We start from the raw sequence: 15,595 nt of genomic DNA on the forward strand, positions 1-15,595 counted from the left end.
TGTAAATTGCTTGTGCGCAACCGCGAAGAAGCGGATAGAGGAAATTACCTCCAATCCTTCCCATTCAGGCCTCCCTATCATGGATCTATTTACCGCTGCTGGCTTGGCTGCCCTCGTCGAGGTCATTGCCATCAATCTCGTGCTGTCCGGCGACAACGCGATCGTTATCGGTCTTGCCGCTGCCGGCCTTCCGGCGGACATGCGCAAGAAGGCAATCCTGTTCGGCATCGCGGCCGCAACCGTGCTTCGTCTGATCTTTGCAGCGGTCACCTCATACCTTCTCGGCATCGTCGGGCTGCAGCTTGTCGGCGGCCTGTTGCTCGCCTGGGTGTGCTGGAAAATGTGGAGCGAACTGCGTGCCCACGATACGGCAGACGCCGACGCGCTCAACGCTGCGGCCGCCAACCAACCGCAAAAGACGTTTTTTCAAGCGGCAATGCAGATCGTCGTCGCTGATGTGTCCATGTCACTGGACAACGTCCTTGCCGTTGCCGGAGCTGCTCAGGAGCATTCCGCAGTCCTGATCATCGGTCTCGTCGTGTCGATTGCGATGATGGGTATCGCTGCCAATTTCGTGGCGAACCTGCTCAACCGCTACCGCTGGATCGCCTATCTCGGCCTCGCCGTGATCGTCTATGTCGCAATCACCATGATCTATCACGGCACGATCGAAGTCTTGCCGCTGATTCAGTCTGCCTAGTCGTTTCGGCTCGTTTTGAAACAGCGGTTTAAACGCTCATTATCATACAATCGAGATTGACCGTCGAATCAGAGCGCTGCCATTGAAGCAGGCCGGCTAGCAACGTTAGGTGGTCGCAGCCGGCAATAACCGGTCAGGGGCTCGCGGACCCCCAGCTCGAAAGTGCTGGTGAGCCCCGTCCAATCGTTGACTGAGGTCAAGGCCGGTTCGCGCCCGACGCGAGGCGGGTCAAACTTCGGTTATCCCCTGCCGTGATGCGATTGACCGTACCAGCACTCTCCTTTAGAAGCGGCATTCTTCCGAAGCAGGCTCTTCGGTGTGACGAATATTCCGGAGTTGGAACGGATGGCGGTGTTTCCGGCAGGAACACGAGAGACGGCCCGGTGCGCGCAGGACAAGCTCCCGTCGCAATGGGCAGTCTTTGTCGCGGCACTGCTGATCGCCTTCGTCGCTCTGGTTTCCGGCGGACTTCGCGATAGCCAGGCGATCCTGCGCATCGCGCATTCCAGCGAAAAGAGCTCGGAGACGCCACAAGCCAGCAAGCGCGATCCTATTCGCACGCTGGCGACTGCCGACCGCAGGGAGGCTGGTCCCAGCCAGTGGAGCGGCGCAGACGGCGCTTTGGCTTTCACCGCCTCGACACTGACGATTCCGGAATTTGCTCAGGCGATTGCATCCGCACTCACCGATGCCAACCCTATCGGCACGCATTGGCCGGCTCCGCTGCCGCGCGCACCGCCCGTCGTCTCCTGAGCGCGATAGTCGAACCTCACACGCATACGGCCCCTTGCTGCGAAACGCGCAACCGGGGCGAAGCAGGATCTTAAAACATGAGAAATTCACCCTGGCTGGTGGCGAGCTATATCCTCGTCATCGTGTTCGGCTTCCTGGTGGCGATGCCGAACATTTTGCCGCAATCGGTCCTCGACCGCGTGCCGTCCTTCCTGCCTCACAGCCGCGTATCGCTCGGTCTCGACCTTCGCGGCGGTTCGCATCTGGTGCTGGAAGTGGACCGCGCTGATCTCATCAACGAGCGTGTCCAGGGCCTGATCCAGGATGCACGCCGCGTTCTGCGCGAAAAGAACCTCGCAACATCGGCTATCCGTCGCTCGGGTGAGGCTGTGCTAGTTACGCTTCGCGATCCAGCGCAGCGCGATCAGGCCGTCACCGAGTTGCAGACGCTCGCGAACCCGATCGGGCTTGGCACGACGGTTGGTGGCAGCGACCTTTCCATCACCAGCCAGGGCGACAACACGATTTCCATCGCTCAGACGGATGCGGGGATCACCTCCCATATCAACGCTGCCGTTGAGCAAAGCCTTGAGATCATCCGCCAGCGCGTCGACCAGGTCGGCGTCGCCGAGCCGACGATCCAGCGTGTGGGTTCGGACCGCGTTCTCGTCCAGCTTCCAGGCGAACAGGACCCTTCGCGCCTGCGCCAGCTTCTCGGCTCGACCGCCAAGATGAGCTTCCACCTTCTCGGTGACCAGGGCCAGCCGGGCGTAACCATGATCGCAGACGAAAGCGGTCAGCAGTATCCGGTGCTCGACCGCGTCGAGCTTTCCGGTGACCGCCTGACCGATGCCCGCGCTGCCTTCGACCAGCAGAGCCGCCAGCCGATCGTCACCTTCCGGTTCGACAGTGCCGGTGCAGCCCGCTTTGCCCAGATCACACAGGCCAATGTGGGCCGTCCGTTTGCGATCGTGCTCGACAACAAGGTGCTCAGTGCACCCGTCATCCAGACGCCGATCACCGGCGGTTCCGGTCAGATTTCGGGCAGCTTCACGCCTGAGGACGCGACCACCCTTTCCGCGCTGCTGCGCGCCGGCTCCCTGCCCGCCAAGCTCACTGTCATCGAAGAACGCACCGTCGGCGCCGACCTTGGCTCCGATGCGATCGAAATGGGCATCTTCACCGGCCTCATCGGCTTCGTCCTCGTCGTCTGCTTTATCTTCTTCCTTTACGGAAGCTGGGGCATTCTGGCCAACGCTGCGCTTCTCATCAACGTCGTCCTGACCTTTGCCGGCCTCACCTTGATCGGGTCGACGCTCACCCTGCCCGGCATCGCCGGCGTGGTGCTCGGCATTGGTCTTGCAGTCGATGCGAACGTTCTGATCAACGAGCGCATCAAGGAAGAAACCCGCAAGGGCAAGAGCGCGTTTGCGGCAATCGACTCGGGCTTTGCCCGCGCCTACTCGACCATCGTCGACAGTAACGTCACGGCGCTGATCGCGACCGTCCTTCTGTTCTGGTTCGGCTCCGGTCCTGTCCGCGGCTTCGCGGTCACCATGGGCCTCGGCATCATGATCTCGATGTTCACCGCCGTGTCGGTCGTTCGCGTCGCGATGATCTACATTGCCGCACAGCGCAAGCTGAAGAAGATCGAGATCAAGCCGCTTCTACCGATCAATCTCGTTCCGGATGGTACGCGTATCCCGTTCATGAAGGGTCGCTTCATCGGTATCGGCGTGTCGGTTCTCCTGTCGATCGCCTCGCTCGTGCTGTTCGTGACGCCTGGCCTCAACTACGGCGTCGACTTCCGCGGCGGTATCCAGATGGAAGTGGTGACCGCCAACGAAGCGGATCTTGCATCCTTCCGTTCGGGCCTCAACGAACTCGGTCTCGGTGAAGTGGCACTGCAGGAATTCGGTGCCCATAACAGGCTCCTGGTCCGTGTCGAGCGCCAGCCAGGCGGCGAGATCGCCCAGACAGAGGCCGTCGAGAAGCTCAAGACGGAAGTACTGAAGATCGACCAGACTGCCAAGGTTGAGCGTACCGAAGTCGTCGGTCCGAAGGTATCGGGCGAACTTGCGACTGCCGGCTTCCTGTCGGTCCTGCTCGCCTCGATTGCCATGATGATCTACATCTGGGTGCGGTTCGAATGGCCCTTCGCCGTCGGTGCCATCGCGACACTCGTGCTCGATGTGACAAAGACGATCGGCTTCTTCGCAATCACCGGTCTCGACTTCAACCTGACAGCGATTGCCGCGCTGCTGACGCTGGTCGGTTACTCTGTCAACGACAAGGTCGTGGTCTATGACCGCATGCGCGAGAATATGCGCCTCTACAAGAAGATGCCGCTGCGCGACGTGATCGATCTGTCGATCAACGAAACGCTGGCTCGAAGCCTCTATACCTCGGCAACGGCGTTCCTCTCGCTTCTGCCAATGGCTATCTGGGGCGGCAGCGCCGTATCCAGCTTCGCGATCCCGATGGTGTTCGGCATTCTCGTCGCTGCCCTCTCGTCGGTGTTCATCGCAGCGCCGATCCTGCTGTTCCTTGGCGACTGGCGTACCCGCCATCAGGCACAAAAGCCTGTTGCAGACGACACAGCCGTCGATTCCAAGCAGATCGGCAACGTCTGAGACGTTCTACCATCCAGACAAAAGGGCGGGTCGTTTCCCGCCCTTTTTCATTTCCACGTTTTAAACCCGGTTTTCCATGGTCGATCTTGCCGCCTATGCGGGCCTGTTCTTTGCTGCATTCATCGCTGCCACGATCTTTCCGATGCAGTCGGAAGCGGTCCTTGTCGGCCTCATCCTGTCGGATCGCTATGCGCTTGCGGCCCTCGTCCTCACGGCCTCCGTCGGCAACACGCTCGGCTCGGTGGTCAACTGGCTGATGGGATTGGGCGTGGAGCGGTTCCGGGACCGACGCTGGTTCCCCGTCAAGCCTGACAAGCTTGAGAAGGCAAAGACCTGGTATCGCAAATACGGAAAGTGGTCGCTTCTCCTGAGCTGGCTACCGATCGGCGGCGATGCCATCACCGTGGTCGCGGGTGTTCTGAAAGAACCGCTGCCAACGTTCCTTGTTTTGGTCTTCATCGGCAAGACGCTTCGCTACGGCGTCGTCGCGGCTGTAACGCTCGGCGTGATCGGTTAAGCCATACCAAACATGGAACAATCGTGTGATGTTCCCATTAGTGTTGCCATGTAGGACCATGTTGGGAGGCAGTCATGGCAGAGGCGTTCGGCGCGAAAGAAGAAACACCTGAACTCAAGCGCGTGATGGGCCCCGGCCTGCTGCTGCTGTTCATCGTTGGCGATATTCTCGGAACGGGGATCTACGCGCTGACCGGACAAGTGGCCGCTGAAGTTGGAGGCGTTGTCTGGCTTCCATTCCTCATCGCTTTTCTTGTCGCCCTGCTCACCGCCTGCTCTTATCTCGAACTCGTCACCAAATATCCGCAGGCAGCTGGTGCTGCGCTCTACACCCATAAAGCCTTCGGCGTCCATTTCGTGACGTTCCTCGTCGCCTTCGCTGTGATGTCATCAGGCATCACGTCTGCGGCGACGGCATCGCGGGCGTTTGCCGCCAACTTGTCGACGTCGCTCGGGCTGGATCTCGGGGTCTGGGGCGTACCGCTGATTGCCGTCGGCTTCATTGCGCTGGTGGCGGCGGTCAATTTCCGCGGTGTCGGTGAAAGCGTAAAGCTCAACGTCGTGCTGACCGTTGTGGAACTGACCGGCCTTCTCATCATCATCGGCATCGGCCTCTGGGCAATTGCTGGTGGCGAGGGCGATGTATCGCGTGCCTGGACGTTCGCCACACCGGAAGGCAGCGGAACGTTCTGGCCAGTCGTCGCCGCAACCGGTCTTGCCTTCTTCGCGATGGTCGGGTTCGAGGACTCGGTCAACATGGCCGAAGAGTGCAAGGAGCCAAGCCGTCTCTTCCCGAAAGTGCTGCTGACCGGTCTCGCGATCACCGGCGTGATCTACATTCTCGTGGCAATCTCTGCGATTACTCTGGTGCCGGCGAACGAACTGGGCGAAGGGGAGACACCGCTTCTGAAAGTCATCCAGGCCGGAGCGCCCGCGTTCCCGATCAGCATTTTTGCAATCATCACGATGTTTGCCGTCGCCAATTCGGCGCTGATCAACATGATGATGGCAAGCCGACTCATCTACGGCATGGCCCGCGAAAATGTGCTGCCCGCCATGCTCGGCAAGGTGCACGCAACGCGCCGCACGCCGTATATCGCAATCGTTTTCACATCGCTTCTCGCCGTCTGTCTGATTCTCTTTGCAGGCGGCGTGCCCGCTCTTGGCGGGACGACTGCACTGCTGTTGCTTTGCGTCTTTGCGATCGTCAATGTCGCCGTGCTGGTGCTGCGCAAGGACAAGGTCGATCACAAGCACTTCCGGACACCAACGATCTTGCCGGTTCTTGGTGTGATCTCCTGCGTTTTTCTGGCGGGTCCCTGGGCCGGTCGCGATCCGGTCCAGTATGCCATTGCCGCCGCCCTGCTTGGCCTCGGCGTCATACTGTGGATCGCCACCGTCCAGTTCATGAAAACATCCAGCAGGGCTGCCTGACCGGTACTAGAAGACCGGCGTCAGCCTCTCACGCTCTGGACTGAAAGGTGATGACGCCGTCGTTGGCGACGCTTACCGAAACACCGGTATAATCCGGGATCCGGAAGTGCCCGCCTTCGACGTCGTGGGTATGGGTGGCGGTGATCACCATGACATCGGCACCCGCCGCCTCGCCTGCCTTGATGCCGGCAGGGACGTCCTCGAACACCATCACGTTGGACGGGTCTGCGCCAAGCCGTTTCGCGCCGAGCCTGTAGCCCTGCGGGTCCGGTTTGCCGATCGTGACGTCCTCGGCAGTGACCAGCATGGACGGTATCGCAAGGCCAGCTGCGGCAAGTCTTGCCTTTGCGAGTTCCAGCGGCGACGACGTCACGACACCCCATTGGCCCGCGGGCAGGCTCGCCAGGAATTCAGCAGCGCCCGGTATCTGGACGATACCTTCGACGTCATCGATCTCGCCGCGCAGAACCTTCTCGGCTTCCGCTGCGGGATCAAGACCCGGAAGGTTGAGGCTGGTGATCGTGTCGATGCCGCGCTTGCCGTGCATGAAGGGGAGGAATTTCTCCACGTCGAGCCCCTGCTCTGCCGCCCAGCGTCCCCAGACACGTTCAGCGGAAGCAATCGAATTGAGGATCGTTCCGTCCATGTCGAAGAGAAAGCCGCGATAACCTCTGGTCGGCAGGACGATGACGTTTTGGGAGACTGACAATGCGGAATTCCTTTTGGAGAGACTGACGGGATTTGCAGGACCGGATACGCATCCGGACTACAGATAGGAGGGAGCCGGCGCAATTGACGGCGAGGTTCGAAGCGTTAGAACTGAGAATGGGAATGGAGAAAACCCTATGAATGAGGATTTGATGGGGCACGCGGATCTGCGCGGCCGCGGCGTGCTGATTACGGGCGGCGGATCCGGCATTGGAGCGGCGCTGGTCGAGGGATTCGCGGCCCATGGCGCGAAGGTCTCGTTTATCGACATTGCCGACGAACCCAGCACAGCACTGGCGGACCGGCTTTCCGCGATCAACGATCATCCAGTCCAGTATATAAGGGCGGACTTGCGCGATACCGACGCCATCAAACATGCGGTCGATCATGCGGCAGCAAGCCTTGGGTCACTCTCGGTGCTCGTGAACAATGCCGCCTGGGACGATCGCCGGGATCTCGACGATATCACCGAAGATTACTGGGACCTCAGCCAGGCGATCAATTTGAAGCAGGTGTTCTTCACATCGCAAGCCGCCGTGCCGCATATGCGGTTGGCGGGCGGTGGTGCGATCGTCAATTTCTCGTCGATCGCCTGGATGCTCAACATGGGTGGCATGCCATCCTATACGACCGCCAAGGCCGGTATCGTCGGTCTGACCAAAAGCCTCGCCGGCAGGCTTGGGCCGGAAAATATCCGGGTCAATGCCATCCTGCCCGGCATGATCGTCACCGAGCGGCAAAAGGACCTGTGGCTGAAGGATGAGGACATCGCCGCGATGATTGGGCGCCAGTGCCTCAAACGCAGCCTGGTGGCGCAGGATGTCGTGGGCCCGTGTCTGTTTCTCGCGTCGAGCGCCGCGGCTGCCATAACTGCGCAGACACTGGTGATCGATGGTGGCGCGATCTAGCGAGAAAGGAAGATGGTGCCCCTGCCGAGGAATTGAACCTGGATCGGCTGCAAACGAAGCAGCTGCTCTGGCTTTGAGCTACTAGGGGCGTGCGATCTGATTGCCACCGATTGGTAAGGAGCGCAATCACAGCCTTTACCAATGGTTACGAGGTAAGGTTAACCCTGGCCCATTATGGCTTGGTACAATTGAAAATGCCCTGCGGATCCTTCCAGAGGAAGAACCCGCAGGGCCTGGAGGCCAGCTACTCCGCTGGAGAGAGAGCGGGCGGCGCCTCCAAACCGTGCTGCCGTAAAGGCCGCATTCCGGTCATCAGGCGCGCCAGCATATAGAAGACCGGCGTCATGAAGATGCCGAAGAAGGTCACCCCGATCATGCCGGAGAATACCGCGATGCCCATGGCGACGCGCATTTCCGCACCGGCACCGGTGGATACGACCAGCGGCACCACACCCATGATGAAGGCCATCGACGTCATCAGGATCGGGCGAAGGCGAAGGCGGCTGGATTCGACCGCAGCCTCGAACGGCGTTCGACCTTCGAACTCCAGCTCGCGGGCGAATTCCACGATCAGGATCGCGTTCTTCGCCGACAGTCCGACCAGCACCACCAACCCGATCTGGGTGAAGATGTTGTTGTCGCCTCCCGTCAGCCAGACGCCCGTCAGTGCCGCCAGCACGCCCATCGGCACGATCATGATGATCGCAATCGGCAGCGTCAGGCTTTCGTACTGCGCCGCCAGCACGAGATAGACCAGCAGCAGTGCCAGCGGAAACACGATGACGCTCGAATTGCCGGCAAGGATCTGCTGGTAGGTGAGATCGGTCCACTCGAAGGCGACGCCTGACGGCAGCGTTTCGTCGAGGATCTTGGTGATCGCCGCTTCCGCCTGACCGGAGGAGAAGCCAGGTGCCGGCGCTCCGTTGATATCGGCGGCGAGGAAGCCGTTGTAGCGCGTCGTGCGTTCCGGTCCCGTCTGGGCATCCACCTTGAGGAGCGCCGATAGCGGGATCATCTGGCCCGATTGCGAGCGAACTTTCAACGCACCGATATCCTCGGGCTTTGCGCGGAACTGCGCATCCGCCTGAACACGGACGCTGTAGGTACGGCCAAACGCGTTGAAGTCGTTGACGTAGAGTGAGCCGAGATAGATCTGCAGCGTCTCGAACACGTCGGTGACGGATACGCCCAGCTGTTCGGCCTTGGCGCGGTCGAGATCGGCGAACAGCTGCGGGACGTTGATCTGGAAGCTGGAGAAGATGCCTGCCAGTTCCGGCGCCTGCATGGCCTTGGCAATCACGGCCTTGGTTGCATCGTCCAGTGCCTGGTAACCGTAACCGGCGCGGTCTTCGAGTTGCAGCTTGAAGCCGCCCGTGGTGCCGAGACCGTTGACCGGCGGCGGCGGGAACATCGCGATGAACGCATCCTGGATACCGGCGAATTTCTGGTTCAGTGCCATGGCGATGGCGCCGCCCGAAAGCTCCGGCGTCGTGCGGTTCTCGAAGTCGTCAAGTACTGCGAAGACGATGCCGGAATTGGATCCGATCGTGAAGCCGTTGATCGACAGGCCCGGAAATGCAATCGCATGCTCGACGCCCGGCTGCTTCAGGGCGATGTCGCTCATGCGCTTCACCACATCTTCGGTACGGTCAAGCGTTGCCCCATCCGGCAGCTGTGCAAAGCCGATCAGATACTGCTTGTCCTGCGCCGGTACGAAGCCGCCCGGCACCGCGTTGAACACGCTGTAGGTTGCACCGATCAGGGCGAGATAGATCACCATGACAATGCTCTTGCGCGACAGAAGGCCGCCCACCGTGCGGCCATAAGCGTTGGAGGCGGAACCGAAGACGCGGTTGAAGCCGCGGAAGAACCAGCCGAACAGCCAGTCCATAGCCCGCGTCAGCCGGTCCTTCGGCGCATGATGGCCCTTGAGGAGAAGCGCTGCCAGCGCCGGCGACAGGGTCAGCGAATTGATCGCCGAGATCACGGTCGAGATGGCGATGGTCAGCGCGAACTGCCGGTAAAACTGGCCGGACAAGCCCGAGATGAAGGCGAGCGGCACGAATACGGCGACAAGGACGAGCGCAATCGCTATGATCGGGCCGGAGACTTCGCGCATCGCCTTGTAGGTGGCATCGCGCGGATTGAGCCCGTTTTCGATATTGCGCTCGACATTCTCGACGACGACGATCGCGTCATCCACGACAATACCGATCGCCAGCACAAGGCCGAACAGCGTCAGCGCGTTGATCGAGAAGCCGAGCGCATACATCACGGCGAACGTGCCGATGATGGAGACCGGAACCGCGATCAGCGGAATGATCGAGGCACGCCAGGTCTGCAGGAAGACGATGACGACGATGACGACCAGCGCAATGGCTTCGAGCAGCGTATCGACGACCTTTTCGATCGACGAGCGGACGAACTGCGTGGTGTCGTAGACGATCTCGTATTTGACACCTTCCGGCATCGCCAGCTGGAGCTGATCCATGGTCGCGCGGACCGTATCGGCGATCTCGATCGCATTCGAGCCGGGGGCCTGCAGGACGGGAATGGCAACTGCCGGGCGTCCGTCTAGAAGCGACCGCAGCGTATAGTCGGCGGCGCCCATTTCGACCCTCGCGACGTCGCGAAGCCTTGTGATCTCGCCATTGGCGCCGCTCTTGACGATGATGTTGCCGAACTCTTCGGGCGACTGCAGACGTCCCTGCGCGTTGACGTTGAGCTGCAGGTCGGTGCCCGGCAGGTTCGGCGAGGCGCCGATAATGCCGGCTGCGGCTTGAACGTTCTGCGCGCGGATTGCGTCCGTCACATCGCTTGCCGCAAGATTGTGCTCGGCAGCCTTTTGCGGATCGATCCAGACACGCATGGAATAGTCACCGGCGCCGAAGACCTGCACCTGGCCGACGCCTTCGATCCGTGCCAGCCGATCCTTGACGTTCAGCGTCGCGTAATTGCGAAGGTAGGTGAGGTCATAACGGTCGCTATCCGAGACCAGATTGACGACCATGATGAAGTCGGGCGAGCTTTTGATCGTGGTGATGCCGAGCGCCCTCACCTCGGATGGCAAGCGCGGTTCAGCCTGGCTGACGCGGTTTTGCACCAGTTGCTGCGCCTTGTCCGGATCTGTGCCGAGCTTAAAGGTTACGGTCAGCGTCATGACGCCGTCCGATGTGGCCTGGCTCGACATGTAGAGCATGTCTTCGACGCCGTTGATCTGCTCTTCTAGCGGCGTCGCAACCGTCTCGGCAATCACGACCGGATTAGCGCCGGGATAGGTCGCCTTCACGACGACCGAAGGCGGAACCACGTTCGGATATTCGGAAATCGGGAGTGCGCGCATGCCAAGCAGGCCGGCGACCACGATCAGGATGGACAGAACTCCAGCAAAAACCGGTCTGTCGATGAAAAATCTTGAAATATTCATTGTCTAAGCCCTCTCTCCAGGGTCGAACAGAAACAACAGGCTCCCCTCTCGCGGCCTGTGCAGGACGCGAGTGCTTACCGTGTCTCGCAATTGTAGTTGTGGTTGCGGCCCGCCCCTCCAGTTAGGGAGAAGCAGACCGCATCAAGTCACTTGGTGGCGACTTCGTCCTGCGGCGCCACGATCGCGCCCGGGCGGATGCGCTGTAGCCCGCTGACGACGACACGATCGCCGGCAGAAAGGCCCTTTTCGACGATCCGCTGACCATCAATCACCGATCCGAGCTGAACCTGCCGGTAGCCGACCTTGTCGCCGGCTTCGACAACCAGCACGAACTTCTTGTCCTGATCGGTGCCGATCGCCTTTTCGCTGACGAGAAGGCGATCTTCGGCCTTGGGTTCACCCATGCGGACCCGCACGAACTGACCGGGGATCAAGCGCCCGCCCGGATTGTCGAAGACAGCGCGGACGCGGATCGTGCCGCTTGCCGCGTTGACCTCGTTGTCGATCAGCTGCAGCTTGCCGCGGACAGGCGTCGTTGACGCGAGCGTGCTGGCCTCAACCGGAACGTCGCCAATCGCCGGCACGCCGTCCTTGACGTCGACCTGGGCCAGTGTGCGGGCCACCAGTTCTTCGGCTGCATCAAAGCTTGCGTAGATCGGGCTGCTCGACACGAGCGTCGTCAGCACCGCCGAGGCAGAGCCTGCCGCCACGAGATTGCCGACGGTGACTTCAATGCGACCTGCACGCCCGGAGATCGGGGCACGAATCTGGGTATAATCCAGATTGATCTGCGCCGATTTCAGCGTTGCCCTTGCTGCCTGTACATTGGCGATCGCTTCGGCGCGGGCGCTCTGACGCTGCGAAAGATCGCTCTGCGAAATGGTGTTGCGCGAGGCGAGCGTCTTGCCCCGTTCCAGCTCGGTCTCGGCATAATCGAGCCTTGCCTGGGCGGATGCCATCTGTCCCTCCGCCTGAGCGACGGCTGCCTTGTAGGGCTCGGGATCGATCGAGACCAGAAGATCGCCTTCCTTTACGAGACCGCCTTCACGGAAATGCACGGACAGGATTGCGCCGGCCACCCTTGGGCGAACCTCGACGCGATCAACAGCTTCCAGACGGCCGGAAAACTCTTGCCAGGTGGTGACGTTCTTCGGCTGCACGGCGGCAACCGTGACCGGCACCGCCGGCTGAGCCGCCGCTTCCGCGGGGGCCGCATGGGCGCCTGTCGGCGTATCGATAGAGAGCGAAGCGCCTGCAATGAGCGCAGCAACACTTATTCCGGCGCCCCACGGGGCCCAGTTTTTGATCTTCAACATAATCATAATCTCCTGACGGTCCTGCCCCAGGGAGGAGGAGAAAACCGTTGTCAAACGCTAGAAATCGACGTCTGCTTATTCACTCAACGTTTCGACGAAGCCTTTGAACTCGGCGGATAGACCCGCCATCCAGTTCCCCTGCCCGCCCTTGTAAACACCCGTCCAGCCTGCGCCTTTCGGGAATATTTTCTGCCTGACCGAGACGCCCGAGGCTTCGAGCCGGTCCGCATAGTTGACAACCTCGTCATGCAGCGGATCGTCTTCTGACGTGACGACCAGAGCCGGCGCAAGACCGGATAGCCGCGAACAGAGACCGGGCGCAGCATAGGGATGCTGAAACCCGCAGGCTGCACGCAGGTAATGGCTCCAACCGTCGGACCATTTTTCGCGCATGCCGATCTCATCGGCTCGACGAAACGATTTCGAGGCCATCATCGGATCGATCATCGGCGACAGAAGGATCTGTCCCCGAAGCTCGCCCGGCAATTGATCTCGCGCCTTCAAAGCCACGCCCGCCGCGACGTTGCCGCCGGCCTCATCGCCCGCAACGAAAAGCGGGGAACGGGCGGACCCGAAGCGCTTGCGGTTGCTGCTGAGATAGGTCAACGCCGCGAAGGCGAATTCCATTGCCTGCGGAAACAAATTGCCGGAGGCGGCACCGTAATCCGCCTCGACAACGATCGAACCCGCCTCCGAAAAGACTTTTCCGATCGGCACTTCACGGTCCCGCAGGCCACCTTGCTGGAATGCGGATCCGCGCAGATAGAGTATAATCGGCGCGACTTTGGCTGCCGGCTGGCCTTCGTAACGGTGTATGGAAACGGACAGGCCTGCCCATTCGATATCCGCGTTCTTGTTCCAGTCCGTCATCCAGTCCTCCTCGCTATGGAGCCAAAAAGCCACACTGGCGAAAGGCATCTTGCCGAATAACTTGACCCTGATATTATTGTTCCTGACAGAACTCGCAAGTCGCTGAAATCGGCAACACTGTTCCGGATAGGCGAATAATACAACTCTTCGAACGGGATCAACGATGGACCAGCTTTCCTCTATGCGCGTCTTCGTGCGCGTCGTCGAAACGGGCAATTTCACGCGTGCTGCCGCGACCCTCAATATTCCCAAGACCACGGCCACCAACATGGTCCAGGGTCTAGAGGCGCATCTGCGCACGAAGCTCCTCAACCGCACGACACGTCGGGTCATGGTCACGACCGATGGAGCACTCTACTACGAGCGCGCCGTACAGATCCTGTCGGAACTTGAAGAACTCGACGGCACGATGTCGAAATCGCAGAACCAGCCCACGGGCCGACTGCGTGTCGAGATGGCAGGGGCGTTCGCCGACCTCGTCGTAATCCCCAATTTGTGCGAATTCTACCAGCGCTACCCGCAGATCCAGCTGGATATCGGGGTGGGCGACCGGCTGGTCGATTACATTGCTGAAAATGTCGACTGTGCTCTTCGAGGCGGCACGCCCAAGGACCAGTCGCTGATTGCGCGCAAAGTCGGCGAGCTTCGCATGCGCAATTACCTATCCCCGAACTATCTTGAGCGATTCGGTATGCCGACCCATCCGCGAGATCTGGAGACCGACCATTTCTCTGTCGGTTACCTCAACGCGACGGCCGGCCGGATCATGACCTTCGACTTTTGCAAAGAGGACGAGACGCTGGAGATCATGCCGCGTTACGTCGTCTCGGTGAATGATGCGCGCTCCTACGTCAACGCGGCGGTCGCGGGTCTCGGGATCGCACAGGCAGCGCGGTTCATGGTCCAGGAGCACGTGAAGAGGGGCGAACTCATCGAGATCTTCGCCGAATGGGAGTGCGAACCGCTGCCGCTCTACATCGTCTACCCGCAAACCCGGCACCTTTCCAACAAGGTCCGGGTCTTCGTGGATTGGCTCGCCAAACTGGTTCAAGGCTTGAAGGAAGACGAACAGCCGACGGTCACATTGCTGAAAACGGGCTGAGTTAGGTCTCAGCCGTAGGGGGACTGACACGTGCGGCGCATGCCGCCGTAGGACATGTAGCTGTTGTCGTTGGCGCGGTATGAACGATATCGCGACAGGCACCACTCCTCGTGCGCCGGGTTCCCCATGGATGTTGCGTCGTACGAGGCGTTTTGCGGCGAAGACGAGCGGTCAGTTTCACGCACAAGACGGCCGTCCTGACCACGCCCGATCATCGTGCTCGTGGCGCTGACCTGCTGAACCAGCCCCTGCTCTTCGATGCCGGTGTCCTCGTTGCCAGAAACAATGTTGTCCTGACCATGCGACATTGCGACCGGTGACTGGCAGGCCCGACGCTGGCCACCCCTGTAAGGCTGGTAGGTGTTGTCCTCGAGCCTGTAGGAACGGTAGCGCGCGAAGCACCAGTCGGCATGCGCCTGGTTAACCGATGAATCGGACACAGGATCTACCGACGCCTGGTCTGCCTCATCCAAGGAAGCCGTCTGGACGCCGTCCACCGCATCCGTCGCCTGGTCCTGGGCAGCTACGGGCTGCCCCTGCGCATCCGACGCCGGCAGATCGATCTTTGCGGTCACAGCAGCAATCCGCTCGTAACGCTGATCGCCGCTGCTCACGACCACGGGTGTCGAGGTCCAGAGATCAGGATGGTCAACGTTGGAAAAGCGATGAGGCGCCGGCTCGGCAATGAGATAGGCCGTGGCCGCAACGCCACTCAGGAAGACCGTGACGGCCAAGACAAGCCCGCTCAGAAGTAGAAGGATCGCTTTCACGACGAGGATGCTCCGCAGATTTTCAACATGCGGACAAAATGCATGCGCGCGCAGAGGGTTCCGAACGAATTGCAACCTCGCCCGAGACAAATGCAAGGTGGTACAAAAAAGCCGACATTTGCTCGGCAGGAAGCCCCAGAGTGCACTATTCAGATTGTGATAGACTATCATACGGAAGGAGATTCCGATGAGAACCCTGATCGCTGCCTTGGCGCTCACGCTCGCCGCCTTACCCGCTGAAGCACAGCAATTTCGCAATACCGAAATCCAGCCGGATGGGACGGGCGGATATTACGGCACCTATGGAAACGAGAATTTCGAGGTAACGCCACAAGGCGATGGCGTCTCGGGACATATGGGTGGACGCAGACCCGGTGTCATCGAGGAACGGCCCTCACCACGCCCCGGAAGCGTCGGCGCGACGCAGCGAAACTGCGTCGTCGACGGTAACGGAAACGCCATCTGCCGGTGAAACCGGC

At 60.6% G+C, this 15,595-nt stretch carries 13 protein-coding genes and 1 tRNA gene; 8 read left to right on the forward strand and 6 right to left on the reverse strand.

Features of this window, described 5'->3' with window-relative positions; genetic code table 11:
* Positions 1-79 precede the first annotated feature (79 nt).
* The 5 genes from IFT59_RS08365 (at position 80) to IFT59_RS08385 (ending at position 6,015) form a co-directional block, all read left to right on the forward strand.
* Positions 80-700, forward strand: a complete 621-nt coding sequence (locus IFT59_RS08365; RefSeq protein WP_092662219.1) for a TerC family protein — start codon at positions 80-82, stop codon at positions 698-700.
* 318 nt (positions 701-1,018) lie between these two features.
* Positions 1,019-1,453: a hypothetical protein gene (locus IFT59_RS08370; protein WP_192086612.1), complete on the forward strand. Its 435-nt coding sequence runs from the start codon at positions 1,019-1,021 to the stop codon at positions 1,451-1,453.
* A gap of 77 nt (positions 1,454-1,530) precedes the next feature.
* Positions 1,531-4,065: a protein translocase subunit SecD gene (secD, locus tag IFT59_RS08375; RefSeq protein ID WP_174196709.1), complete on the forward strand. Its 2,535-nt coding sequence runs from the start codon at positions 1,531-1,533 to the stop codon at positions 4,063-4,065.
* Between the two features lie 76 nt (positions 4,066-4,141).
* Positions 4,142-4,582 (forward strand): YqaA family protein, encoded by a 441-nt coding sequence (locus tag IFT59_RS08380; protein WP_062457227.1) that lies wholly within the window; start codon positions 4,142-4,144, stop codon positions 4,580-4,582.
* A 74-nt stretch (positions 4,583-4,656) separates the two neighbouring features.
* A complete protein-coding gene (locus IFT59_RS08385) occupies positions 4,657-6,015 on the forward strand; it encodes an APC family permease (protein WP_192086613.1) in 1,359 nt (452 codons plus the stop codon).
* A gap of 28 nt (positions 6,016-6,043) precedes the next feature.
* Here IFT59_RS08385 and IFT59_RS08390 read toward each other — a convergent pair whose 3' ends face one another.
* Positions 6,044-6,724 (reverse strand): HAD-IA family hydrolase, encoded by a 681-nt coding sequence (locus IFT59_RS08390; protein ID WP_192086614.1) that lies wholly within the window; start codon positions 6,722-6,724, stop codon positions 6,044-6,046.
* Between the two features lie 136 nt (positions 6,725-6,860).
* Between IFT59_RS08390 and IFT59_RS08395 the strand changes: the two genes are divergently transcribed.
* On the forward strand, positions 6,861-7,631 hold the full coding sequence (locus IFT59_RS08395) for an SDR family NAD(P)-dependent oxidoreductase (RefSeq protein WP_192086615.1): 771 nt from the start codon (positions 6,861-6,863) through the stop codon (positions 7,629-7,631).
* A 13-nt stretch (positions 7,632-7,644) separates the two neighbouring features.
* Here IFT59_RS08395 and IFT59_RS08400 read toward each other — a convergent pair.
* From IFT59_RS08400 to IFT59_RS08415, 4 genes are all read right to left on the reverse strand, one after another.
* Positions 7,645-7,720 (reverse strand) — tRNA-Thr (locus IFT59_RS08400).
* 155 nt (positions 7,721-7,875) lie between these two features.
* The gene (locus IFT59_RS08405; RefSeq protein ID WP_192086616.1) at positions 7,876-11,058 is read right to left on the reverse strand and encodes an efflux RND transporter permease subunit; all 3,183 of its coding nucleotides are present in this window, start codon (positions 11,056-11,058) and stop codon (positions 7,876-7,878) included.
* Between the two features lie 146 nt (positions 11,059-11,204).
* The gene (locus tag IFT59_RS08410; RefSeq protein WP_174196843.1) at positions 11,205-12,377 is read right to left on the reverse strand and encodes an efflux RND transporter periplasmic adaptor subunit; all 1,173 of its coding nucleotides are present in this window, start codon (positions 12,375-12,377) and stop codon (positions 11,205-11,207) included.
* Between the two features lie 72 nt (positions 12,378-12,449).
* A complete protein-coding gene (locus IFT59_RS08415; RefSeq protein ID WP_192086617.1) occupies positions 12,450-13,244 on the reverse strand; it encodes an alpha/beta hydrolase in 795 nt (264 codons plus the stop codon).
* Between the two features lie 163 nt (positions 13,245-13,407).
* Between IFT59_RS08415 and IFT59_RS08420 the strand changes: the two genes are divergently transcribed.
* On the forward strand, positions 13,408-14,346 hold the full coding sequence (locus IFT59_RS08420) for a LysR family transcriptional regulator (RefSeq protein ID WP_192086618.1): 939 nt from the start codon (positions 13,408-13,410) through the stop codon (positions 14,344-14,346).
* 8 nt (positions 14,347-14,354) lie between these two features.
* Here the strand turns inward: IFT59_RS08420 and IFT59_RS08425 are convergent, their stop codons facing one another.
* Entirely contained in the window at positions 14,355-15,116 is a 762-nt protein-coding gene (locus IFT59_RS08425) for a BA14K family protein (protein WP_192086619.1), read from the reverse strand.
* Positions 15,117-15,303: 187 nt separating this feature from the next.
* On the opposite strand from IFT59_RS08425, the gene IFT59_RS08430 reads away from it, so the two are divergent.
* The gene (locus tag IFT59_RS08430) at positions 15,304-15,588 is read left to right on the forward strand and encodes a hypothetical protein (RefSeq protein ID WP_192086620.1); all 285 of its coding nucleotides are present in this window, start codon (positions 15,304-15,306) and stop codon (positions 15,586-15,588) included.
* The last annotated feature ends 7 nt before the right edge of the window (positions 15,589-15,595 follow it).

Source organism: Rhizobium sp. CFBP 8752 (assembly GCF_014842035.1).
Taxonomy (GTDB): domain Bacteria; phylum Pseudomonadota; class Alphaproteobacteria; order Rhizobiales; family Rhizobiaceae; genus Neorhizobium; species Neorhizobium soli.